This is a genomic window from Streptococcus sp. A25 (assembly GCF_043674095.1).
In the GTDB taxonomy this organism is placed as follows: Bacteria; Bacillota; Bacilli; order Lactobacillales; family Streptococcaceae; genus Streptococcus; species Streptococcus suis_V.
In genome coordinates this window covers 1-24,978 of the sequence record NZ_JBIMJO010000025.1, presented here as the reverse complement: position 1 = coordinate 24,978, position 24,978 = coordinate 1, and the positions used below count along the sequence as shown (strand labels likewise).

The 24,978-nt window shown below is 38.4% G+C and carries 22 protein-coding genes and 1 pseudogene; all 23 read right to left on the bottom strand.

Features of this window, described 5'->3' with window-relative positions:
* Positions 1–157: 157 nt before the first annotated feature.
* A complete protein-coding gene (locus ACHBID_RS10215; protein WP_394732241.1) occupies positions 158–583 on the bottom strand; it encodes a hypothetical protein in 426 nt (141 codons plus the stop codon).
* Positions 584–591: 8 nt separating this feature from the next.
* On the bottom strand, positions 592–978 hold the full coding sequence (locus ACHBID_RS10210) for a hypothetical protein (protein WP_394732240.1): 387 nt from the start codon (positions 976–978) through the stop codon (positions 592–594).
* 308 nt (positions 979–1,286) lie between these two features.
* Entirely contained in the window at positions 1,287–1,670 is a 384-nt protein-coding gene (locus tag ACHBID_RS10205; protein ID WP_105123597.1) for a hypothetical protein, read from the bottom strand.
* Positions 1,671–1,681: 11 nt separating this feature from the next.
* Positions 1,682–3,304 (bottom strand): T7SS effector LXG polymorphic toxin, encoded by a 1,623-nt coding sequence (locus ACHBID_RS10200; RefSeq protein ID WP_394732239.1) that lies wholly within the window; start codon positions 3,302–3,304, stop codon positions 1,682–1,684.
* A 102-nt stretch (positions 3,305–3,406) separates the two neighbouring features.
* Positions 3,407–4,396 carry an ADP-ribosylglycohydrolase family protein gene (locus ACHBID_RS10195; protein ID WP_208563170.1) on the bottom strand — a complete coding sequence of 330 codons (990 nt, stop codon included), beginning with the start codon at positions 4,394–4,396 and terminating at the stop codon, positions 3,407–3,409.
* An 11-nt stretch (positions 4,397–4,407) separates the two neighbouring features.
* Positions 4,408–4,989 carry an ADP-ribosyltransferase gene (locus tag ACHBID_RS10190; protein ID WP_394732238.1) on the bottom strand — a complete coding sequence of 194 codons (582 nt, stop codon included), beginning with the start codon at positions 4,987–4,989 and terminating at the stop codon, positions 4,408–4,410.
* Positions 4,990–5,184: 195 nt separating this feature from the next.
* Positions 5,185–5,970 carry a hypothetical protein gene (locus ACHBID_RS10185; RefSeq protein WP_394732237.1) on the bottom strand — a complete coding sequence of 262 codons (786 nt, stop codon included), beginning with the start codon at positions 5,968–5,970 and terminating at the stop codon, positions 5,185–5,187.
* 8 nt (positions 5,971–5,978) lie between these two features.
* Complete coding sequence (locus ACHBID_RS10180) at positions 5,979–6,446, bottom strand: hypothetical protein (RefSeq protein ID WP_208563168.1); 468 nt, start codon at positions 6,444–6,446, stop codon at positions 5,979–5,981.
* Positions 6,447–6,449: 3 nt separating this feature from the next.
* Positions 6,450–7,742, bottom strand: a complete 1,293-nt coding sequence (locus ACHBID_RS10175) for a hypothetical protein (protein ID WP_394732236.1) — start codon at positions 7,740–7,742, stop codon at positions 6,450–6,452.
* Positions 7,743–8,041: 299 nt separating this feature from the next.
* Positions 8,042–8,311, bottom strand: a pseudogene (tnpA, locus tag ACHBID_RS10170) (IS200/IS605 family transposase); the annotation flags it as partial.
* 378 nt (positions 8,312–8,689) lie between these two features.
* A complete protein-coding gene (locus ACHBID_RS10165; protein WP_394732235.1) occupies positions 8,690–8,983 on the bottom strand; it encodes a DUF4176 domain-containing protein in 294 nt (97 codons plus the stop codon).
* Between the two features lie 2 nt (positions 8,984–8,985).
* The gene (locus ACHBID_RS10160; RefSeq protein WP_394732234.1) at positions 8,986–9,867 is read right to left on the bottom strand and encodes a hypothetical protein; all 882 of its coding nucleotides are present in this window, start codon (positions 9,865–9,867) and stop codon (positions 8,986–8,988) included.
* Complete coding sequence (locus ACHBID_RS10155; protein WP_394732233.1) at positions 9,860–11,392, bottom strand: hypothetical protein; 1,533 nt, start codon at positions 11,390–11,392, stop codon at positions 9,860–9,862. Before ACHBID_RS10155 ends, ACHBID_RS10160 begins: the two co-directional genes overlap by 8 nt.
* Positions 11,382–11,729 carry a DUF3958 family protein gene (locus tag ACHBID_RS10150; protein ID WP_394732232.1) on the bottom strand — a complete coding sequence of 116 codons (348 nt, stop codon included), beginning with the start codon at positions 11,727–11,729 and terminating at the stop codon, positions 11,382–11,384. Before ACHBID_RS10150 ends, ACHBID_RS10155 begins: the two co-directional genes overlap by 11 nt.
* Positions 11,716–12,033 (bottom strand): TIGR04197 family type VII secretion effector, encoded by a 318-nt coding sequence (locus ACHBID_RS10145; protein WP_394732231.1) that lies wholly within the window; start codon positions 12,031–12,033, stop codon positions 11,716–11,718. Before ACHBID_RS10145 ends, ACHBID_RS10150 begins: the two co-directional genes overlap by 14 nt.
* An 11-nt stretch (positions 12,034–12,044) precedes the next feature.
* Entirely contained in the window at positions 12,045–16,406 is a 4,362-nt protein-coding gene (essC, locus tag ACHBID_RS10140; RefSeq protein WP_394732230.1) for a type VII secretion protein EssC, read from the bottom strand.
* A gap of 12 nt (positions 16,407–16,418) precedes the next feature.
* Positions 16,419–17,561 carry a type VII secretion protein EssB gene (gene essB / locus ACHBID_RS10135; RefSeq protein WP_394732229.1) on the bottom strand — a complete coding sequence of 381 codons (1,143 nt, stop codon included), beginning with the start codon at positions 17,559–17,561 and terminating at the stop codon, positions 16,419–16,421.
* 13 nt (positions 17,562–17,574) lie between these two features.
* A complete protein-coding gene (locus ACHBID_RS10130; protein ID WP_044693335.1) occupies positions 17,575–17,817 on the bottom strand; it encodes a MoaD/ThiS family protein in 243 nt (80 codons plus the stop codon).
* 110 nt (positions 17,818–17,927) lie between these two features.
* Positions 17,928–20,306: an SA1320 family protein gene (locus ACHBID_RS10125; RefSeq protein WP_394732228.1), complete on the bottom strand. Its 2,379-nt coding sequence runs from the start codon at positions 20,304–20,306 to the stop codon at positions 17,928–17,930.
* Between the two features lies 1 nt (position 20,307).
* Positions 20,308–20,703, bottom strand: a complete 396-nt coding sequence (locus ACHBID_RS10120) for a hypothetical protein (protein ID WP_394732227.1) — start codon at positions 20,701–20,703, stop codon at positions 20,308–20,310.
* Position 20,704: 1 nt separating this feature from the next.
* Positions 20,705–21,160, bottom strand: a complete 456-nt coding sequence (locus ACHBID_RS10115; RefSeq protein ID WP_394732226.1) for a type VII secretion protein EssA — start codon at positions 21,158–21,160, stop codon at positions 20,705–20,707.
* Position 21,161: 1 nt separating this feature from the next.
* Positions 21,162–24,434 (bottom strand): type VII secretion protein EsaA, encoded by a 3,273-nt coding sequence (gene esaA, locus ACHBID_RS10110; RefSeq protein WP_394732225.1) that lies wholly within the window; start codon positions 24,432–24,434, stop codon positions 21,162–21,164.
* Between the two features lie 64 nt (positions 24,435–24,498).
* Entirely contained in the window at positions 24,499–24,795 is a 297-nt protein-coding gene (locus ACHBID_RS10105; RefSeq protein WP_044693326.1) for a WXG100 family type VII secretion target, read from the bottom strand.
* Positions 24,796–24,978: the final 183 nt, after the last annotated feature.

Below are 24,978 nucleotides of genomic sequence, written 5' to 3'. Positions count from 1 at the left end.
AACTCTTTAAAAGCTGACAAATCATGACTAGCATGGTTACTCTCGTATTGCTTGATTGACTCATCTAAGGTCTTAATATCATTAATAATAAAGTTATAATGCTGGATGGTTTTGGTGTGACTGCTTCTTCATAGCCTTCAGACTATGAGTGATATTATTACTTTTTAAAGGGAGAAACATAATCATCTGGCAGCTTGCCTTTCCAGTCAATCCATTTTTGTTCTGCAAGCGGGATAAGCTCTTCAAGTTCCTCTTGAGAAAATAACTCTCTACTCTTTGGATTAGCTATCAAAGGGGTCAGTCCTTTTTCCACGAATTTTTTTTCACTAGCTTTTTTTTGTTCTTCCGTTGGTGGCCAGGAATCATATCTCAACTTAAAATGGATATCTGCCATACTTTTTTCGTTGCGTTCCAATAACTCAAACAAGTCCTTTGGCAGTTCATAAACGACTCGTTGTACGGCAATGCCTCCTTCTTCTGTAACATAGTAGTATTGGTCATGATTTTTCCAAATATGTTCCCCGTAGCCTTTTACTTCTTCAAATTTTATGACATTTTCCCAGCTTAATCCACTTTTTTCCATATGTAGTCTCAACTGTCACTACTAGCCAATATTTCACTTCCCGCCGGTAGTATTTCTTCTAGCTCTTTCCTTGTAAAAAGTTTTTGATTGGCAACATCATTGTTCAATAGCTCTGGATTATCTCTCAAGAAATTTTTATCAGCCTCTAATTGTGTTACTTTTGGTGGCCAGGAATCATATCTCAACTTAAAATGGATATCTGCCATACTTTTTTCGTTGCGTTCCAATAACTCAAACAAGTCCTTTGGCAGTTCATAAACGACTCGTTGTACGGCAATGCCTCCTTCTTCAGTAACATAGTAGTATTGGTTATGATTTTTCCAAATATGTTCCCCGTAGCCTTTGACTTCTTCAAATTTTATGACATCTTCCCAGCTTAATCCACTTTTTTCCATGTGTAGTCTCCTTCCTCAATGCCAACATCTTTCATAACTCCTTCTGGCATATCCCCAGGGTATGTACGGCCGCCTGGACGCCACCAATCATTTGCTCCAGTTTCGTTCCCACTTGGTATAGAAAGCCCGCGTTTTTCAACAATTTCTGGTGCAACATCAATTCGATAAAGTGGCTCATCACCTAAATAACCTGGGTCAAACCCTAAAAGTGCCTCGTAAATCCGGTTATTTCCGTTAGCAACTTCTTGAATGATATCCGCATGATCTTTACTTAACCAAAAAAAGTATTATCGTCCACTTCCAAACCTTCAACATTCCATAAAATCAGGGTGAATCTTTGCATCTACTTTAATAATATCTTTTCTTGTATATGAATAGTTTATGGTCGTGTCTTCTTCCAGACCAGTATAGGAAATAAAATACGAATCTCCAATTTCGTTTTTCAACTTAGTTAGTCTTCTGTTACCAATATAATCGCTCCCAATTATGTAAAATCTCTCTCCCATTTCATCTATATTTCCAAATAGAAAGATACTACACTCATATGTGTTGCCTTCTTTTACAAAATCAAAGTTATCAATACTTAATAACTCAGAATCATCAAAACATATATCAATCGTCTGAGTGTTTATGTTTTGAAAAATCAAATCACGTGTGCTCTCATACTCCCTTATTTCTTTCAATTTGTGCATTATTCTTCTCCTTATTTACTTGGGTAAAAGGAAACAATGAATCCATTATTTCCGTATGCTAAAGTATAGTGTCGTCCTTCAATCTTATATTTTGCAAACGGGCCTTTTGCACCTACTCCTGTTTGAATTGGTTTAATTCCCAATGTGTCATCTATAAATAGTGGAATATCAGTAATACCTAGATTTTCAAAATCATCACCATGTCGTAATACAATATGGTCGTAGCCTGCTTTTGATGTTCCTTTCTCTAGCCATAATAACTTCCCATCAGTATTTTTGTTAACTAAAATAACAGCATCCACATCATATTTATAACCACTATTTGCTAATTCTTCCATCAATTCTGGCCTCTTTAGATTTCTTACTGGCTCATTCAAACTAAACCGACTTGCTGCTGATGATGCCGCAAAGCCACCTAAAATACTGCCTACAAAAGTTGCACGCTCGGCATCAGCTTCGCTTCCTCCAAGGAGTTTGGTTCCGTGATAGCCTGCCTGACCTCCGACAAAACCTCCAACCTCGCCTATCGCAAACTCTGTTAGTCCTTTAGTTACACTCTGTGTTTGTCCGATGGGTATCATCACGGCACTAGTGGTTGTAAAGAGCCCTCCTACTTGATGGTATAGTTTGTCATTTCCCATGAAGAGGGTATCTCGGATGGGGTTGATGGCTAAGGTTTTACCATCACCTTTATAGCCTAGGTAAATATCTTGTCCTGCTTCTGCCACATTGGAAGCACCATAGGCGACAGTGCCTGTTCCTGCCACAATGCCTGCACCTACAACCAAAGGGGTCGCAGCGCCTGCTGTTGCTACAATAGCCGCAAGACCTACTGCAATAGTGACTGCACCTAAAGCCAAGTCTATCCAACCCTGCTTACTTCTCTCTTCCGCTGCCAGAGCTTCAAATCGTGCTTGATCTCGTTCTTGGGCAGCTTGTAAGCGCTCCGCATTATTGCTAAGATGATTTGCCACAGCCTCATAAGCTGTCGCAAAACGCTCAATGTTAGTTAAACGACCAATATCTCCGGATTGATAGGTTGCCACTATCCTTGGGCGATTACTATACTCCGCCAAGAGCGCCTTTGTTGAGGCGAGCAACTCTTTAAAAGCTGACAAATCATGACTAGCATGGTTACTCTCATATTGCTTGATTGACTCATCTAAGGTCTTAATATCATTAATAATAAAGTTATAATGCTGGATGGTTTTGGTGTGACTGCTTCCAGAGTAAGACACCAAATCAGATATTTTGGACCTGGCGGTATTTAATAATTCAATCTGACTTTTCAGATGATATCGTGACGTCTTCAAGTCAGACTGTAACGTCGTAAAGGTATTCTCTGGCAACTCTGCATGGTTGTTGCTGTCTATGTTATAATAACCATCCTTATAAAGCAAGAGACTAGCGGAGTAATCATTCATCAGATTGATTAATGTCTGCAAAAACGTGCCGTGAACTTCGCTCAGATAAGTCCGAATACTCGTAACTGCTTGACCTTGGAGGTTGGGGTCGTTGATGAAACTTGACATAGCTGTATTCAGACTAGAAACAGATTCACCCCATGAACCAATGGTTGTCTGGGTGCTAATCTGGAGAGAGGTGATATCGTCGAATTTGATTTTATAGCCCATAGCTTGTGAAAAAGCAGAACAAAAACTCTGCTAAAACTCATTTTATACAAATAAGAACTAGAATAATAATAATTCTTTGTTTAAAACTCCCATTTTTTGATACTATTTTACTTGAAAATAGGTAAGAAATTCTTTTATTTTTTCATCTATCAATGATTTATTAGCAAGTTTCTGTATCCATTCTTCTGGTATACTTTCAATTTTATACAGAGCACCAGCTAGTGTTCCAGTGATTGCCCCAATAGTATCTGTATCTCCCCCTAAGTTAACAGCTTTAAGAACTGCTTCATCAAAACTATCTGTTGTGCCAACGCTCCAAATAGCTGCTTTTAATGTATCAACCACATAGCCTGTAGAAAAAATATTCTCTCGAGTAGTTTCAAAGAAATTTTCACTAAATATATTTTGGTAATTTTCCTCAAATTCTTTGAGGTATACTGTATTTTTTGAAAGGTGGTCGAGAAATAAACTATTAGCCCCACTCAGAGATTCAGATAAACTATTATTTAACAATAGACCAATAAGTATTTGAATATATAGAATTGAACCAACAATAGCTCTCGGATGTCGATGAGTAATTTTTGTATATGATTCTATGCATTCCACTTTAGCTAAAAAGTTGAATTCACGTCGTAAGATGAGTGCCAGGGGCGATATTCTCATTAATGCACCATTACCATTATCTCGCTCTCCACTCCCTCCAGATTCCTCTGGCGAATTTCCTGCAAGATAACGCTCAATAGCTTGATTTGTCGCAATTCCGATATCAAAACAATCACCGTATGGGGTCAAATAGCCATTGCGATAAGCCGCAAATTTATCCATTAAATCACTTAATTTTGATTTTTCAGATAGATGTTCCATCAGAGCCAATGTTAAAGATGTATCATCTGACCAAGTCCCAGCTGGGAGATTATAAGTTCCATATCCTACCATGTCTTTAACAGTGTAAGTATCTCGTTCTCGAAATTCAAATGGAACTCCAATGGCATCACCAATGGCTAACCCATAGATGACAGCTTGTGCTTGTTGTTTTCTATTGTATAATCCAATCTGTTTTGAATCTTCTGCCCATTTTTCATATAGTCGCATACACTACCTCCTTATCTGACAACATTCATTCTAACAGTAATACCACTGCTCGTTTCCATTACTTCATTAATTAATAAAGTTGTATTTGAATTTAAGAGCATCTCCATTTCATTTGGAAATAAACTAATTTGATTTAGCATACCTCCTGGAGTTCCTTTAGGTGCTGTTATTTCCCACAAAATATTATTTCCTCCTGTCGAAGCAAAAGAGGCAGATTGTTCTATAGAAGTACTTAGAAAAGCTGGGTCTGTGTAAGTTTTCCCAACTAGAGATTGCCAATCATAACCGCCTGTGACTTTTTCTTTTAACATCTCTTCAAAGGGTGATACATCTGTTCCTCGATAAAGTGTCATATCTTGCGGTATCTCCATTTTATTTAGAGCTGAATAGATACCATCAATTGTTTCTCTTGAGACCGGTCCCAGATCATCTCTAAAACCACGCATATAGTTGTTTATATATGTGTAATCGTTACTTGAATATATTCTTAATGCTTCAATTTCAGACGGGGTCAAGTTATTGTGTACTTTATCATAATAGTCAATCAATTCATCTGTAGAATAGGTTGACTGCTTTAATTTTATTCCACCCACATTATTCAAACTAAACTTGCTTGCCGCAGACGATGCCGCATAGCCTCCTAAGATGCTTCCGACTAAGTTGGCTCGTTGCGCATCGGCTTCACTGCCTCCAAGCAGTTTTGTTCCGTGATAGCCTACCTGACCTCCGACAAAACCTCCTACTTCACCTATCGCAAACTCAGCCAGGCCTTTAGTGACACTCTGTGTTTATCCGATGGGGATCATCACGGCACTAGCTGTTGTAAAAAGACCTCCAACTTGGTGGTATAGTTTGTCATTTCCCATGAAGAGGGTATCTCGGATGGGGTTGATGGCTAAGGTTTTACCATCCCCTTTATAGCCTAGGTAAATATCTTGTCCTGCTTCTGCCACATTGGAAGCACCATAGGCGATTGTGCCTGTTCCTGCTACAACGCCTGCACCTACAACCAAAGGGGTCGCAGCACCTGCTGTTGCTACAATAGCCGCAAGACCTACTGCAATAGTATCTGCACCTAAAGCCAAGTCTATCCAACCCTGCTTACTTCTCTCTTCCGCTGCCAGAACTTCAAATCGTGCTTGATCTCGTTCTTGAGCGGCCTGCAAACGCTCCGCATTATTGCTAAGATGATTTGCCACAGCCTCATAAGCTGTCGCAAAACGCTCAATGTTAGTTAAACGACCAATATCTCCTGATTGATAGGTTGCTACTGTCCTAGGGCGATTACTATACTCCGCCAAGAGCGCCTTTGTCGAGGCGAGCAGCTCTTTAAACGCTGACAAATCATGACTAGCATGGTTACTCTCGTATTGCTTGATTGACTCATCTAAGGTCTTAATATCATTAATAATAAAGTTATAATGCTGGATGGTTTTGGTGTGACTGCTTCCAGAGTAAGACACCAAATCAGATATTTTGGACCTGGCGGTATTTAATAATTCAATCTGACTTTTCAGATGATCTCGTGACGTCCTCAAATCAGTTTGTAAGGTGGTAAAGACATCTTCCGGCATCCCCCTCTTTATTCTAGAATTGAAAGATTAAATTTGTTTTTAATAAATCGATTACTACTTTCAATACTTTTCCAAGGCTCTTGTTTCTCCAAACCATTATTAAATACTATCTCTGATTGTAATTGATTGTAAAATTTTCTTGCTCCTAATTGCATTTTGCTAACAAGCTCATTATCAATAATAGAAAACGGAGCAGTTCCTTTCGATTCTCTATATAAAATATACTCCACGTATTGCCATACCAAATAATAATCCGAAGCAGACTGCACTGTCATGTTAGATAATAACTCTTTTAACTCATAATAAACTTCAGAGTTTAATTCATAAACTTTAAAGATATCTGATACAACTTCCTCGATATTTGTAGGAATAACATTATTCATATTTGAATAAACTAGATAATTATACGGATAATCTCCTCGAAGCAACTTCAATAAATTTCCATTTTGAAAAGCATCAAACGCTTTATTTTCCATTTTTTACTCCAATCTTGTAACTGTTGTTAATTCATTTGGTATAACATCTGTAACAGCCTCTAATGTGTACCCTGGATACGTTCTTCCACCCGGTTGCCAGAGTTCATTTGCACCAAATTCATTACCATCAGGAATACGTAAGTTTAAGTCATCAACATCTGTAACATCTATTTTGACTAATCCTCCGCTGTTCGAAAAATAACCTTTTTTAAATCCTAAAGCTTCTTCCCAAACAGTCAAATCACCCTCAGATTGCAAAGCAATTTCGTCAGCATATTTTTTAGGCAAAACAAATAAAGTATTATCGTCAGGAACTCCGACAAATCCATTTGATTCTGTAAATCTTGAATATGCAAAATCAGTCTGGATAATAGAGATACCATCATCAAATTGCGAAAGATGTCTATTCATATATTCTGGTGAGAGATATGTCCTTGGATTTGGTCTTAAGCCTTTATTTGTTAAGATAATTTCATTAATAACCTTTTGGTCAATACCAGCTTCCCTTAAGTCATTCCAAGCCGCATACCTATGTGCATCTTCAGGACTCATCTCATCCATAAATGAAGTTGTCTTCGGCGCAACTACATCATTCAAACTAAACTTGCTCGCCGCAGACGATGCCGCAAAACCACCTAGGATACCACCAACTAAGTTGGCACGCTGTGCATCAGCTTCACTACCTCCAAGTAGTTTTGTTCCGTGATAGCCTGCTTGTCCTCCGACAAAACCGCCTACTTCACCTATCGCAAACTCAGCGAGGCCTTTAGTCACACTCTGTGTTTGTCCGATGGGTATCATCACCGCACTGGTGGTTGTAAAGAGCCCTCCTACTTGATGGTATAGTTTGTCATTTCCCATGAAGAGGGTATCTCGGATGGGGTTGATGGCTAAGGTTTTACCATCACCTTTGTAGCCTAGGTAAATATCTTGTCCTGCTTCTGCCACATTGGAAGCACCATAGGCGACAGTGCCTGTTCCTGCCACAATGCCTGCACCTACAACCAAAGGGGTCGCAGCGCCTGCTGTTGCAACAATAGCCGCAAGACCTACTGCAATAGTAACTGCACCTAAAGCCAAGTCTATCCACCCCTGCTTACTTCTCTCTTCCGCTGCCAAGGCTTCAAATCGTGCTTGATCTCGTTCTTGAGCGGCCTGCAAACGCTCCGCATTATTGCTAAGATGATTTGCCACAGCCTCATAAGCTGTCGCAAAACGCTCAATGTTAGTTAAACGACCAATATCTCCTGATTGATAGGTTGCTACTGTCCTAGGGCGATTACTATACTCCGCCAAGAGCGCCTTTGTTGAGGCGAGCAGCTCTTTAAACGCTGACAAATCATGACTAGCATGGTTACTCTCATATTGCTTGATTGACTCATCTAAGGTCTTAATATCATTAATAATAAAGTTATAATGCTGGATGGTTTTGGTGTGACTGCTTCTTCATAGCCTTCAGACTATGAGTGATATTATTACTTTTCCAAAGGAGAAACATAGCCTTCTGGTAGCCGACCCACATCATCAATCCATCTGTTTTTCTAATTATAACACAAAAAAACTGCAATCCTTCAGTCACAGTTTCTTACAAATCTCATCATAAGAGCACTCTTGCCTTTTAAATAGCCCATAAAACTTGAAACACTAATTCGTGGTGGGATACTAACTAACATGTGAACGTGGTCTGGCATTAAATGTCCTTCTATTATTTTGACTCCTTTATAACAACATAATCGTCGAAATATTTCACCTAGACTACTTCGATATTGATTATAGATTACTTTTCGTCTATACTTAGGTGGAAACACAATGTGGTATTTACACATCCACTTTGTGTGAAATAAACTATGTGCCTTTTGTGCCATTTTTTGCTCCTTTCGCTTTACATCAAGCTTGAACACCAATATTGTATCGCGTTTGGATTTTTTTTGGTATAACCAGCGATGCGCATCCGCATAGAGGGTGGTTTATTTGTTTCGCATTGCGGAGCGAAACGGACTGAAAGTCACAAAATAAAAGCACTTGAAGTATTAGTTTCTTCAAGTGCTTTTCAGTATAGAATATTAATTTTTACTCAACAAATCTGTGAGTATCCATCTCTCTAGAAAATGTCAGGCTAAAAATTATTTGCTCCCTTCTACTTTCGCCTTAACCTCTTCATACCACTGAAGAAAGATAGATTTTGGTGTCAATTTGTCAGAATTAAGATTGATTATAAGAATATTTAGCTTTAATACTTTTGCCTACATTTTTACTTTCTTTACTTCTAACTCAGATTCCCAACTTTTATACACTTCCATAAAACGCTCTTCTTCTTCATCTTTGTAGCCTTCAAAAACTACCTTTTCAATATTTTCGTGATTGAAAAAAATGGCATCATCTGGATTAATCCCCTCGGGATAAATAATTCCTACATAATCACTATAAACGTTCTCACCGTCTGATTCAAAAATAGGACCTCTACCAACAATCATTAACTTTGTTGTCGCTTCCTCTAAGTAGATAATACTTCCTAATGGTAATAATTCATTTGTCATTTTTATTTCTCCTTTTGTTTATTCTTATCTATCATTTTTCCACGCCATTTGCCATACCATTGCTCATTGGAGACTTTAAAGAACTGGCGGTATTCTTTACGGTATTTAAAAAAGTAAAAAACTGCCACAAAATTTTTCAATGTTATACTGGCAACAAATATCATAAGAGCAGTCACGAATAGAAAGGTCCAACCGTACAAAAAGCTGAATATATCTGGTCTAATGTTAGACACTTCTCCAAAATTGAAAGTCCAGCGATTGACAATAGAGAGTAGTAACAGAACACCACCATATTTCTTGATTACAACCATCAGACTCCCTCCCCAATCCTTACCAGCAGGAACCCCTTGGAAAAGCTGTTGTTTTAGCTGTATTGCGCTAGACTCTACCAAAGATTTCCAGAGATAGATACAGATTAGTAATTGAAGGGCAAATCCAATCCAACCGAATGCCCCTACTGTAAGACCAACTGACATAGGAAGCATTCCTAACACACCGATCAATGTAACAACTATTGAAATCATGACTCCAAATAGTAACTGAAATGCATAGTCTGATTTTGGAAATAAATTTATTATAAGCATGAAGCCTTCCAAAATAATAAACTTTTCTATCCAAGGAGACAGGATTAATTCCATTTGGTGAATAGTTCTGATTGTATACTCACCCAGACTGATTGAATCAACTGAGGTGACGTATGTCGGTAGAGCTACTCCTAACATGTAAAACAAGCCTATCAGAAATGCAACAGGTAAAATTAGGATGAACCTCTTTAACAAACTCATTGAAGATACTAAATCATTACTGTACCGCATGATTTCTGATTTTTTTACAACCTTTTTTGACTGTTCAAACGTTGCGGATAAGAGTCCTTTATTACGCATGTTTTAAACCTCCGCCAAACCAACTTGCTACCGTATTCCAAGTACCTTTCACTGCTTTACCTAGTCCATTCTTAACGGCATCATAGCCATCATCCAAGCCATTCTGTACCCAAGAATAAACTGCATTTTTAGTATTTGGAGATACAACACCCCAAACTGTATTTGCAGTGCCTGCTATGAATCCAATAGTAGCTGTTATTGGAGCTATAGGTCCACCAATTGCAGCCCCAGCCATTGCTCCCTCAATCGGTCCAGCACTTTTCAGCTGTGAAACTCCAGCATGAATTAATGACTTACCAACACTACCATAGGCTCGACTATTCTTATCATTGTATTCCCTAATACTTGTAATAGAGACATCAGCAACAATAGTAACCCAACCTAAAGTTTTTGTTGCTTTACCGAGAAATTTAAGCTTACTAGCTAGTTTAGACTTAGTAACAGATTTAAATAATTTTGTGCCATAAGTTTTTATAGGATCTGTTATTTTCCCTAGCATAGAATTGATATTCTTTACAGGGTACTTACCGAAAACTTTAAAATTAGCAACCTTTGAAGTAGCCGAATGGTTGACGGTATTAAGAAACTGATTAAAACTACCTTTTTTCCATTTAGAACCTAAGTTTTTGTACCATTTCCAATTTTTAGCTTTAGCAAACTTTTTCATACTACGCCAAGCAGTATTTAAGTCATCATTAGCTATATTCCCTAGCTTACCATACTTCATAAAGCCAGATTTTTTATAATCCTTGGAAATAGCCGACATAAAGCTTTTTCCCATAAGGTAGGTTGTCTTAGCATATGGATGAATTGCACCTGCACCTTTGGAAATAAAATCAGGTTTTATTAAGTAGTCAATTCCAATGTCGACAATATCTACTCTTTTCTTCCACTTATTATTTATATCTTTAACCCAAGAAAGTGCTTTCTTGTCTGGTATTATAAAACTCTGAGTTCTAGCATCCCACGAGGTCCTACATTGATTAAGCCCTTGTTGAACCGAGGCTAATAGAGATTCAGCAGAAGCAAAATATTGTGCTGATTGGCTATTAAAAGCTAACAGCTTTTGCAACTTCTCTTGCAAGCGTCGTTCAACCTCCATATAACGCCTAGCAGTCAAAGACAAATCCGACTCCCGAGACCAATTTGGTTTATCTTTTTGACGTTCCAAAGAAGATAAATACTCGTAACGACTAGCCATCATCCCTGCTTGGCGGATTTTCTCACGCAATTCATCTTCTCTAAGATCTATCGAGTCAACTTGACTTCGATATTCTCTAGGAAGCTTAGCACAAGCTTCCTTAACCGCTTCATCCAGTAGAATACAACCCTGAATTAAAGGGATAAGTATTTGACTGCTATAATTTTTAGCGGACTGATAGGTCAAGCCCTGAAGATTCCCTGTATTTATAAAGGACTGTAAACTGGTTTGAATAGACTTGTAGGCACTTATCCGATTAGATAAGACGCTTGATGCTGTACCTGCTTGGTAGTCTGATTGACCTAAATACATTTCAACGCCCATTCGTTTCCTCCTGTTCTAATTTTCGCCTCTCTGTTGCTAGTTCTTCTGACTGAGCCGATAAGCGACGGTGCTCCTGCTGTAAATCATCGAATTCACGTTCAAAACCTGACTTGACCTTTTTATCAATTGAGACTTGCTCATCATAGAGCCCTTGAAAAATAGAGTAATCTGATGAACCGCGAAGAAGGTTTAAGGTGTCCTGAAAGAACCGCTGACCTTCCTTGGACAGTTGAAACAAGGTTTCTTGCCTCTCTTGAATAGCTTTCAGGTATTCCTGAACCTGTGTCAGTCGCTCAGCCAATCGTTTTTCTGTGGCTATTAAATCATTTCGGTCCATTGATCGTAAATCCCGTACTATTAACTTGCTTTAACTCTCGTAATTGGCTACCAATCTGCTTATCCATATCCTCAAATTCACTAGAAACACTACGAATATTCTGGGACATCTGCTGGATCGTCTGGATAATTGCCTTAGAAACATCGTAAGAGGCATCAATGACACTCCTAGCCTTGTCATTACCACCTAGTTTGGTTTGCTCATCTTTACTAACCGTCCCGCTACTTGATAGGGACGATACCCCATTTGCTAAGGCGGTCGCCCGCTCATTAGCTATGGTCACATCATTTTGTAATACAACCATAATAGTCCTTTCTAAAGTTCCATCAACTGCACAAACTCATACCCCTCTGGGTAAAGAATGTAACCCTGATTCGGCTTGAGTGCTGGTTCATTGTTAATGTAAGGGTAGCGAGTGTGGTTCTGGTCGCTGATGCGAACCCCCAAAAAAACTTGGTCAACCAGCTGAAGCATGAGTTTGACGAAACTGTCATAACTATTGTTAATCAAATCTTGGTAGCCACCCACAAACAATGGCGTAACACCGTACTTAGGTCCCTCAACCAAGAGCAGTTTCAGGTCAGCCTCGCTCAATCTTGCACTCATCCCTGTTGAAGCGATATCTGGGATAAGAACTAACCAGTTTTGATAGCTCTCCTGTGGCTTAGCAACCCGTTCCTTCAAGTCAGTAACAATGGTCTGTAAAACATCGCTGACTTCTGTCGTACTACTAAAGCGATTAAACCCCTCAAACAACTGATTAGGAACCTTTCCATTGTTATCCAAAATAACCGTGTTGTAACGGTTAGACAACCGCTTCAGTTGGAAATCAAGAATCTTGTAATAAGTGTTGATGAAGGATGGGCCTTCTGCGGCCATCAAGACTGGCTTCTCAAAGCTAAATCCTGCCGGCTGAACCCACTCCCTTTCCAAACCAAAGACAAAATCCTTGGCTGACAGGTCAATGCTTTCAGGCTTGACCTTCTCAGGCAACATCGGGATACCACTTGGTAACTCTCCTGTGTAGGCTGTCCTCATGGCTTCAACCTCATTACCCACTTCGATGATGTAATCCGCATAGGCTTCGCTGGTGTAAGGCAAGGTCATCTGGAACTGGATAATTTCATCAAGTTTAGCAATAGCTCGTCCCTTGATTTCGTCCAGTGGAATATTGGAGCGACCAACAACACCAGATAAATCACTCGAATCAAATAAGAATAGAGAAAGTTTAGTCTTGAAGTTTGATTGTAGCTGCAAACGCATGGCATTGAGGCGAGATAGGGTCACAATTAGATAGATACCAAGTGACGCACCATCACGAGCAATAACATTTAAGACATCATAGAAGGAATCTGAGAACGGTGCATCCATGACACTATCAAAGCCATCAATCTCGATAAAGATAGTAGGAAAACTATCTTCTGAAAGCTGATTATACTGACTCAGGTTCGTTGCCTTGGCTTTAGACAAGGCGCGCTTACGAGCTTTCACTTCTTTCATCAAGAAGCGAAGAGATTTCATGATTTTCTCTGTCTCATCCAAAGCAAAATAGTCTGCCACATGTGGGAAATCTGATAGCGAAATCAAGCCACTAGTCCCAAAATCATAGAGATAGAAGTGGACCTGTGCTGGCGTTTGTTTTCGCATGACATCTACCGCAAAGTTTTGTAGGAAGGTTGATTTCCCGAAGCCTGGGCTAGAGACTAATAGAATGTGTCCTCGTTGCTCCATATCAAAGTAGAGCGGTGATTGTTCTTGACGCTCAGGGATATCTTGATAGCCCACTAAGATGGATTGAAGATTGTCTGAAGTTCCCCAGTAGTCCTTGAAGTTTACAGAAGCCAAATCTTTGGCATAAACTTTTTCCGCTAATGGTGGTAACCACGGACTAGCTACTTTCGGAATATGGAGACCCTCAAACAGTTCATGCGCTTCTTCCACAATGGCATCCAATTCTGTCGGAACAGCCTTGGTCTCTTTTTGTTTGTTTAGTCCACTCAAGTCTTTATTGATGGCATTGTACTGGCCGCTATCTGTGATTTCGTAGACTGTCATATCACGTTGGACACTATTTCTACCTTCAGGATTATAGTCAGCTCCAGACCAAGCACTTTGGAACAGTTCATAAATTTCATTGTTCCCCACTTGCAAGTAAGCCCGACCAGTTTGAGTAATCTCTGCCGCATCTGGGGTCTTAATAACTTCTCGTGAGTCCGCTACATCTTGTACCTTAAGAGCAATTTTAAACTTGGAGTTGGACCAAATTTGATCATTTACAACCCCACTTGGTTTTTGTGTCGCAAGAATCAGTTTTACCCCAAGAGAACGACCAATGCGGGCTGTAGAAACCAACTCATCCATAAATTCTGGTTGATTCGCCTTCAATTCCGCAAACTCATCACTAATGATCAATAGATGTGGGAGTGGTTCTTTAACCTTACCTTCTTTAAAGAGCTTGGTATACTGATTAATGTGATTGACGTCATTTTCAAGAAAAATTCGTTGACGTTTCTTAAGTTCTGCCTTAATCGAAACAAGTGCTCGATTGGCTTGGTTACCATCTAAGTTTGTAATGGTACCAACGACGTGTGGCAAGTCCGCAAAGAGATTAGCCATTCCTCCACCCTTGTAGTCAATTAACAGAAAGGCTACTTCATAAGGGTGATAGTTTACAGCCAAAGATAAGATGTAAGATTGTACAAGTTCTGATTTCCCTGAACCTGTTGTACCTGCAATGAGACCATGAGGTCCATGTGCCTTTTCATGAAGGTTGAGGTAGAGAATATCATCTCGGCCTCTAACACCTAGTGGAACTGCCATCGTTTGGTAGGTTTCATTTTCCTCCCAGCGTTTCAATAGATTCAATTCTTCTACGCGACTCACTCCATACATTTCCAGGAAAGTGATACTATTTGGAATCGAATTACGCAAGGTTTGGACATGATTTATTGCTGCCATATGACGAGCAAAGTTATCCTTTTCTGACAAAGCAACTGCAGGATGGGGTGTGAAGATTTTATTGACATATACACCATCTTGAAGCAACAAAGTACCTTTTTTGTCACCTCTGAAGTCAACAACCGTTTTAACGTGTTCAGGCAAACTTTCAATCACTTCTTCTACAAAGATATAGTGAATACCTAGATCTGAAAGATCTTCGTTGATGTATTCCATAATATTATGGTCGAGCATGAGGCTCAAGTCTGTAATCAATAAGATATATCTAGGTGTATATACTTTTTCTTTCCCCTTATCCTGCTCACTATCTAGTTTTCGTTCCTTTATGATTTGGTATAGTGAGGTCAATAACTGGTCTCGAGTCCGCTGGCTATAGACAAACCCTCTACTATTCAGCGCTTTTATCTTTGTATGAGGCAACCAACGACTCCAATTCCATAATGACAACTCCTCCTCTCGAAAAATCGGAATAAACTGAACATCATGATAACTTTGGAAAGTTGCAATTTGCATCATTAATTGCTGAACCTGCTCAATCACGACACGACGGGTACCAATATAACCAATTGGACTTGAAATTGTCGTTGTTATAGGAACGTCTTCTGTTAAGCGATAGTAGCTAAGTAATTCTCGAACTTTCTGACCAGCCTCTTCGTTATATTTTGTTAACTCTGAGTCTGCATAGTCAACTTGAAAACTAGCAGGCACATCACCAAGTCCAATACGATAACTCAAAAAGTCGAAATGGAAAGGTGTTTTCTCATAAATTCGACGGTCTGTTTTCTCAGCCATCTGAAGTATAGTTGATGTATCTGGATTGTGATAAAAAAGAGCTTCTTTTTGTTCACTGCGGTATTGAGCCAAATCTTCATATTTAGTGTCCAAATACTCCATATACTCTTTTATCTTTTTATTCTGAGTTTCTTTATGGGATTTTCTATCTGAAAAATAGGAATGAATGGATGTCCCTATAGTAACCAAAGACATCCCCAGCATCATAATGACCATTCCTCCACCCGATGAAAAGAGATAAGTCAGACCTGTAAATACAATCATCGCCAAAGGAGTTAACAACAATTTAATGAGAGATTGTTTTTTTCCTTCATCTTCTGTTGGCGCCGAAGCAATTGTAACTTTTCCTTCTGGCTCACGTAAAATAATCCTTGGTGAACGGTGAAAATCACTGGTTCGATCCTCTACTGTCACTTCCGCTAATTCAACCAGTTTGGTTTTTATTGTAAATAGCGTCTGCACCAGTAATACTTGCTTTTGAAAACGAAGTACCAGTCCTTGCTCAAAAAGTAATTCATCATAATCCTGAATGTGATGTTTACCAGTTACAAATTGACCATTTATGTAAAAAGGAATCGTACTTTGGAGACACCGCTTATTCTCCTCTGTTGTTACAACGATTTCTCCATTAAATCCGTCAAGAGAAAGAAGGGCATCCAGTTTACCTGATAAATGGAAGGTCTTATCAGCTAGCAGATAGTATTTGGTTTCTTCAAACGATAGGAGCGTTATTTGAAGCCCATCTGTTAAGGAAATATCATGCTGTCCACTTTTATAGTATTGTCCTAGTAAATGAACCCCCTCGTGGTCAACAGTTAATACAATTTCATCCTTAGTAGGGATAACAATTTCAGCATCTATACCAAGTTGATAACTCCTCTCCGGATAAAGGGTATAAACGGATTGTTCATAGATTAAATAATGCATCTTTTTCTCCTTTTATTCCGATTCTGTTAATGCTTGAGTATCCGTTTCAGGAGTCAAATAGGTTTTCTTCAATTCTTCTAACTTACTCTTATAGCTATTTAATTGTTCTGTCCGTTTCTCAGCAGATAATTCTGAGTCACGTTGCACCTCATCAATTTTCTTCGTCAAACCATACATCATTAACTGAGGGTCATCTAAATAACTTGCAATATCCATTGCTTCATCAATTTTTGCTTGACCAATCAATATCCAATACCGTAAATAATCTTCATTCGATTGTGTGGAAATCTTACTCAATTCGGATTTTTGCTCTTCCGTCAAGGGCTCTGTCATGATAACGGAATAGGCACTAATAAACTTATCATCTTGACTAAGAGATTTAGAGTCCGCATCCTTTATCACCGTCACAACTCTAGAATAGTCCTTATTGATAAACGCCAATCTGAGAGAGGATATCATTTCTTGACGTGGCATCGCAAACAGTAAGAAATAGAGGATTCCTGCAAGGGACACTACCGTAGCAATAGAAACTAAAGCAGTTATGGATTTTAATCGAGAAATATACTTATTTCTAATAAGTGAAAAGTTTTCCGTGATGTCTTGCTTTTCAATGTTGTATTTTTCTAGTAATAATTCCTGAACTTCCTGAAGAGATTCTGCCTGAACAATCGATTCACAGAAAAGATTTCCCTTATAAAATGGGAGTTTGCCTGCCATTAATTGATCATAAGTCGCTTTTTTGTCCATCAAAGAGACAATCATAGCTTTAAAGGAAGTTAGAAAGGCAGTATCAGTAACAGCTTCATAGGGAGGGAGCTGTTCTTTTATCCCTCTAAAGATGAAACGAGGCTCCGCATTGCGTGAAAATACAAGACTGTCTGGTGATAATTCGTAAGTGTAAATGGAATCTTCTAAGTCACTGTAAAGCTCCCCAATATTCAGTAAATGACGCAATTTTTCTTGTGCATTCATGCCTTCCAGCAAAGACCAATCATACAACTCCTCTGTCAATTCACTTTCAATAATCAACCGACTTTCTTCTTCAGCTACTTTTTGAGTAACAAAAAGAGGATGATGAGCAGTCAATAAGGCATATGCAACCTCACGATTTCCTTTCACATCCTCAACAACTAATTCACGTTTTTGTGTTTCCATACCTGTCTCCATATTATAAAGTTTCCAATTGTAGTAATACTCCGTCTTTTAGTAGTTCTAATCGACTCGTACTTGTTAGTATTTGACCAGACTGATGATCTCTAGCACTGGGATTGATTAATTCAAATCCTAAATTATAAGCTTCTGATACAATCTGTAAGAGTTCTTTCAATGTCAAATGAGTTGGTACACGTAAGTCCAGTTCTTGTGACACAAAAGGATTGCAATTTAAGCTAATCATGATAAACTCATTCATAAAAAGCCACTCCTCCTAAGGTAATTTCACTATTTATTATATCATGAACTTATCAAAAATATACCCTCAATAGAAAAAATAATAGGAGAAACTATTTTCGTTTCTCCCTATCATGAAGGATTTAAAGAAAAGTTTATTGCCTGTGGACTAATGACGCCACTAGGCATGCTTGGAAGTGTGCTATCTTGATTTCCAAAACATTCTCCAACTAATTGATTGAAATAACCAGTTAATGTTCGAACTTGACTTAATTGAAGTGAAAGTGTTGAGATGGCTTCACCGGACATTTGAGAAGTTAAGGTATCAATAACGTAAGACAATTCTTGTCCAATTCTAGCAGTTTGTTGCTGGATGACTTTTTGACTGGCTACAATTTTATCCAAATCAAAGGCAGCGTAGACCCCTTCTTCAATGATTGTTTTCAACTGAGGTTTCATGTTCTGTAGATCGCTCTGAGCTGTTTTGGTTATCTCCAATGCCGAAACCAATTTTTCAGTTAACGGTTTGATTTCTTTGTTTGCCGTCCTAATCGATGACTTTAAACTGGAATCATATAACCTAGAGAGATTTCCCCAGTACTCTCTCTTCATCTTGAACCCTTTGTCTACCTTTGTCTTCCTATCAATATAAATATCTACTTCAAATGAACTTTTTATTGAAGAAACCGACTGATTAAAATCCTCTAACTGATTTGACCATCTTTCAAGCGAGGACTGAACGGATTGAAAGGCTGTTGAAAATCCAGTTGACACATCCTTTGCATATGTAGCACTTTTTCGTTCGACTTGTTCATCAAATGCTTGTAAGACATCCTTGACATCATCAAAAATACCCGTTTCTTCAAGATATGCTTGATAGGACCTTGGAACATTTTGAATGGTTAACCCTTCAAGACTGCCCCCTGATTGTATCTGACTACCTAGCCAGTCATCCATAGTTTGGAAATGGTCAGCAAGCCCCAACGTCATTTGGGCAACGTTCTCTACAGCCAAGCTTAACTGGGCCAGATTGGCTTGTTCGATGTTCAAAACCTCCGTTAAGGATTCACTAATCCCATCTTTTTTCCCTTCACGAAGACCTGTTCCTTCAAAGATTGTTTCACTTTTCTTTTTGAGGTTCTTAGCCGTTTCTTCTAGAATATCTGATGATTTCAAAACACTTGGTGTTGGGTTAATCAAGATAAAACCACTAGACTGTTCCGAAGAGGCTTGTTGGGACAATGTCTGACTATAAGAGCTAAGGTGACTCAAGGTGCTATTATAAGAAGATAATTCTAAATAAGCTCCTGAGCTAAAATATGCCGGGTGTGGAATAGTATTGCGCAACATTTTTGGAGAGGCTAGCTGTTCAAAAATCGAGCGTTTTGAAACCAGTTGACCCACCGACTCATGCATCTTATAAAACACCTCAGTCAACCGTGTCTCTTTGAATCGTTGGACAATGCTTTCCTCCACTTTTTGCTTACGAGTTTCAAAGTCACCTTTTATTTTTTCGTTTTTCTCTTGGCAAAGTTGGCAAGCTTTAATCATAGCTGGAATTTCTGTCAGAGCCAACATATTTAGATTGCTTGATAACATCCTTAGTGTATCAGGACTTATCTCGATCCTCTGACTACCAGATAGACCAATACCACTACTTGATAGAAATAGATTACGAGGGGTCGTATTAGTCGCTGACAAAGTAATATCTTCTACCCCATCAGAATTAATATCCACCTCTGCATAATAATTTTTCTTATCCACTACTAGCCCGTACTTGTCCACCAAGTTGCCATGCTTATCAAACTGCCAAGTAGAGAGCCCATGATGATGCAAAGAATCAAGTCCCTCAATATCATTTTCTTTGTAAGGGGCAATAGCACGTGCAATTCCAAGTGGATCGCCTCCATAGTTTCCTATCCAATCTTTTTCATTGCGATAGCTAACCAATATGTCAGTATTTGCTTTAGCCCAGGCTATTTCATCCTTAGTTAGCATATTCGAAGGGTTTGGGGCATTAAAGATTGTCGCAGCCCATTGATTTTTAATGGCAACCATCTGACCTAGATAACCACCTAGTGAATGCCCTGTGGTGTCTATCGTTGCTTGAGGGTATCTTCGACGAATCTCAGCAGCAAAGGCAAGCGCACTATCAACCTGACTATCGGAAGGAAGTTGAGGAGCTGTCTCGAAATAGTTCTGACCACCTATGACACTATTAAGATCTGTTTGGCGGTCTTTGACATCTCCAAAATTTGTCCCCGCATAAGCAATGGTTATGTTATCATAGTCCACCACCCCATTCACCACTGGCGCAACTGCCATGGCCTGCATACCGTTTGTTGGGTTGTCTTCAACTTTGAGGACTTTGAATTGACCGAGACTACTATCTTTCCCATTGAAAAAATATTTTTTCTCTTTTTCGGGATGATAATCAACATCATCTCGAACCTTCTCAACCCAATAAGATTGCTCGGCTAACCATTTATATTGTTCGTTTGTGATTGACATACTATTCTCCTAAATATATCACATCTACCTTTTTAATAGTATCTTCTGTACTATCGATTGGAACATCCCTTTCCAGAGGTTCAAAATCCTCAATAGGACTGAGACCAATATTGTCCAGACGTTCATCAAACTCTGAAATTTCTGAAACTGTAATTCCTGTTTTGTATCTTTCATTGTTATTTATGGTAAATAACAAGTGATAACTACCTGTTTTTAGGTCTTTACTAAATTTTATAAATTTTATTGTTTCTATATTATAATTCTTGACAATTCCTCGCACCACATTATCCTGTTGCTCCTTCGTCAATGTTTCTTTCTGCGAAGTCATTCCACACCCTCCTAAAATTAAAATCATTAGTGTTGCTAAAATACTGGTAAATAATCGATACTTTTTCATCTTACTGCTTTCCTTTCAGTTTATTACGAAACAATGAGTACAAAGTCACTGTCATTCCCAAGACAATTATTAGAAGCATCTGTAAAGATAATCCCGTTTTTTTCTCGGTCAGAGACACTCCATAGCTATCATTGCGATGTACCATCGTCTTAGAAGTAAACAATAGGGGCTGGTAGGTCTCAATGACACTATCTGTCTGGATTTCATGTAAAAAGAGACCCTCCTTATCTAATCGATAAGACTGCTCAGCTTCCTCTTGCACTTCAGAAATAGATTTTTCTGTTTCTGATTGAAACAATTTTGCCAAGTCGCTCTCCTGTTCGATATAACTAATTTCAGATTTTTCAGCAGTAGTCGTTAAATTAGCATCTATTTGCAATGAACCATCATTTGCATAAACCAGCTGCCCTCCAAGAAATAACAGGTAAACCAACCCACAAACTAGCCTTTTTTTCATCTTAAGACTCCTTTGAAACTGTTCGATAAAGCAAAACTGTCACCCCGGTTAAGCCTAATGCTAAAGCAACCAAAAGACTAACAGATATAGAAAGTTCCCCTTGTTGATTAATAAAATTACGTATCATTAATTCCAGATAATTTAATGGGGAGAATGACGCAAGAAACTTCGTTGAATATACATAATATGTATCAAATAGTTGAGTTGCTGTACTCAGGTAAAGCATTAACAGTGCTACGCCGATTAAGAAGCCAAAACTTTTCAATTTCGCTAATAACAAATTGACACCATAAGTCATATTTATGACAATAAGAGCCATTAAAAAGATAAAGAGGCTTGTCTGACCGATTGAAAAGTCTAATTTATAACCTGAAACCAGTGCAAGAATAGCACCTGACAAGAAAGATGAAATAGAGAGGAATAGAACGGGACCTGTCGCATTTTTCCAAGACAGGCGTTGAGTCAACTTAAATCGTTCCTGCAATCCTTGAATATCCGAATGTTGTAAAAGATACGCAATAGCTAGGCTAATCAGATACCCAATCAGAATGAGCATTAAGCTCGTTCGATCATCCTGACGTGTTTCCCCGCTTGTTGAACTAGATGCAACCGTCAATACATTTTCAATTTTGGAGGCATCTACAGGATTTGAGAGGTAGTCATAAACAGCTTGATTTTTCTGATTACCTGTCTTTGTATTGCTTAATACAGTTGAAAATTGTTGAAGAAACTCTTCATTGGTCCCATACTGACCTGCCATAATTTCTTGTAATTCATTAACACGAGTGTTCAATGATTCACCATCAGTCTCTAGTGTTGTCACGTCCGTTGAGAGTTGTTGCATGCTGCTTTCAATTGTCTCAGCAACTGCCTGATTGGACTTTGTTTTTTCCATGAGACTTTGGCTTGCAGCCATCAATTCCGTCAGGTCAGAATTCATATCCATACTTACAGTGACGATATCCGTATTCTCTCGTTTTTCTGTATCAGTAAATGCTGGCTTATCTTGAAGTGTTTTCTGAATAATTGACGTTTCTTCAATCAAACTTCCCGTTTGTGATATTAAATCCGTAGTTGATGTTCGAAGTCCTTCAATTGAAGCCAATAAGGAGTCAACCTCCGCTAAGCGACTTTCAATCTCATTCAATTCTTCGTCAGAAATTTTTAAATCATCCCTAAATGCCTCAACAGTTGTGGTTTTTATGAGGTTAGTAACGATTGATTTCAAATCATCACTGTTAGCTAAAGAAGCCAGAGACCCTTCTAGCGGTGTAAATGTTGTCGATAAATAACTACCTTGGGTTAAATTCAATCCATAATAAGCTGTTACTACCCCTGAAAGTTGCAGATACTCTTGAACATCCTTGTAAATTTCGCTCGACATTGACGTCGGGTCATAACTCCAATTTGATATCGAGTCTGTCACTTCATAACGTCGCTGTACCATTTTCTTTTCAGTCTCATTCGCCAACGTGATAGTGACAGTTTTTGTTGTATTTGAAGCAGTTGTTGGAGCGGTGGTTTCTGTCGTCTCTGTTTCCGTCACCTCTGTTTCCGTCGCCTCTGTCTCACTAGTTGTAGTTGCAGATGTCGTTTCTGTTGCTGGTACTGGTGTAGATTCTACCTGTGTTTCTCTACTAATTTCTTTTGGTTCTCCTGGTTTGACAACCTCTACTTCCTCTTCTGTTGTGAACGAGAAGGAAACAACGGCAGGTATTAGTATTGAAAGTTTACTTTGATCTGTGACAGCTAGAGAATAGAAAAACTTCGCTGGTATATCATTCGTACTTGAAAAAGATAATTGATAGTGGGTATCACTAACTTTTACGGGATTGAACCCTTCTACAAATAATTGAAAACCACTTGGAACGTGAATATCAACAGTCTTTAGCGTTCCTTCGAGAGTTGGCAAAGCCAGTTCACGACGTTGTTCAACCTGTGATACAATCTGATTTCTTATATGATTCAACGCCTCAGATTCATATGTCGCTGAGACACTTGCTGGTAATGGTAACTTTTCTTTGTTCGCATACCAAACTATAAAAGAATTAACATTCTTCAAGTGCTGTTTATCTGAATTCGATAAGGACAATCCATCGAGTGACTCATCACTATACATTCTGCTCGGCCATTTGGCAATGATCTGTTCAGACATACTTTTATTCAGAGCTGTAATGTAGCTCCCTAATGTTTGATTGGCACTAGATAAAGCAGAACTGTTGTCAGCTAGAGAACTCTCAACAGCTTCAGATATTTTGGAATCGTAGTTTGATAAGGTAGTATCAATTGTAGTATTTAACTCTTTCAATTGAGTCAAAAGTGTTGTAATATCCTCATTATAGGCATTTACTCTATCAGAGGTTTCTTTCCATACAGCTGGTTCATTAAGGTTTGTCGCAATATGATCATTAATTTGATTGAGACTGGTTAAATTTTCATCAACATTTAACTTTGAGATTTGCTCTTCAAAAGCATGAAGATTTTCCTCTCTTGTAAGAATGGACGTTTGCCAAGCTTCTTGGAACGATTTAATCTGTTCTAATTCAGTCTCATATGATTTGTCTACATTGATGATAGAAGTAAATGCATCATTTGAGTTTGATAAATCCTTGTTAAATGCAGAGTAGGTTGATAATAAATCTGTAGGAGAAGTCGCCAAGCCCGTAAACTGTTTAGAATAACGAACCAGCGGATCAACCAATAGCGTATTGTATGAGTTTAAAGCTTTCCCTTCATTTGAAACAACTTCATTAACCTGAGCTTGAGCTGTTTGTAAATTTCCAATGATGCTTGCAAAATAGATATTTATTAAATCTTTATTGAATAAACTTTTGAAATCTACGACAGCTTGCTCGGCTTGCTTTACAGTTAGCTGTTCATCTGATGTTATTTGATATTGAAAATTTGCTTGCTTTGGAGCAGACTGTTCCAAGGCGAGAGCCTCTTCTGAGAATTTGCTTGGTAGAACAATCATCAATTGATATGCATCATTTTCTAATCCTCTTTCAGCAATTGCTCTTGATACAACTTCTACTTCGTAGTTTGTATTTAAATCAAAGGAGTGTAGAAGGATAGTCCCCATATTGAGCACTTGTCCATTGTATGTTGTACCTGTATCCTCATTTACTGCTGCAATTTTAAGCGTAGTATTTTGAACAACATTATCCGACGAGGTTGTACTTAATGAATTTGGCTTAATAACCGCAAAGAATGTTATTAGTGCCGCCATTACTAATAAGACAATTCCACTTGCCATCAATGTTTTACGATTCATATTATCTCCTTAATTCCAAAATAAAAAGGTTGAGGACTCCACCCCAACCTTACCAGATGTTTTATTATTGAAGACCGAAATTACGAGACAAATCTTGGTCATTTTGTTGCATTGCTTGAGCTGTCTTGTCGAGCTGTGTATTGATTTGTTGCATCAATTCTGCAAAGTTTTGAACTTTAGGTTTTAATTCATTAAACTGGTTGTCAAAACCTTGGAATGCTGCACCTTCCCACTCAGTACGAAGTGTGTCTTGAAGACGTTGAAGATTGTTCAAAATAGTATTAATATCATTTGACGCTTTTCCGTATTCACGAGCACGAGATTGTAGCGTTTCTGGGGATACACGAATTTGTCCAGACATAGTTTTGTCTCCTTTAACTTTAATGCATTCATTTTACCATAAAATTTATATTTTTACAAGTTTTTTATGATTATTTTTTCATATTTTTAAAACAGCGCACATTGTCCGAAAGTTCTATAATGAAGTTAGCCACCCCAACCTAGCCAAAAAACAGCTGTTTCAACTGGTTCAGCTGTCTGTTCT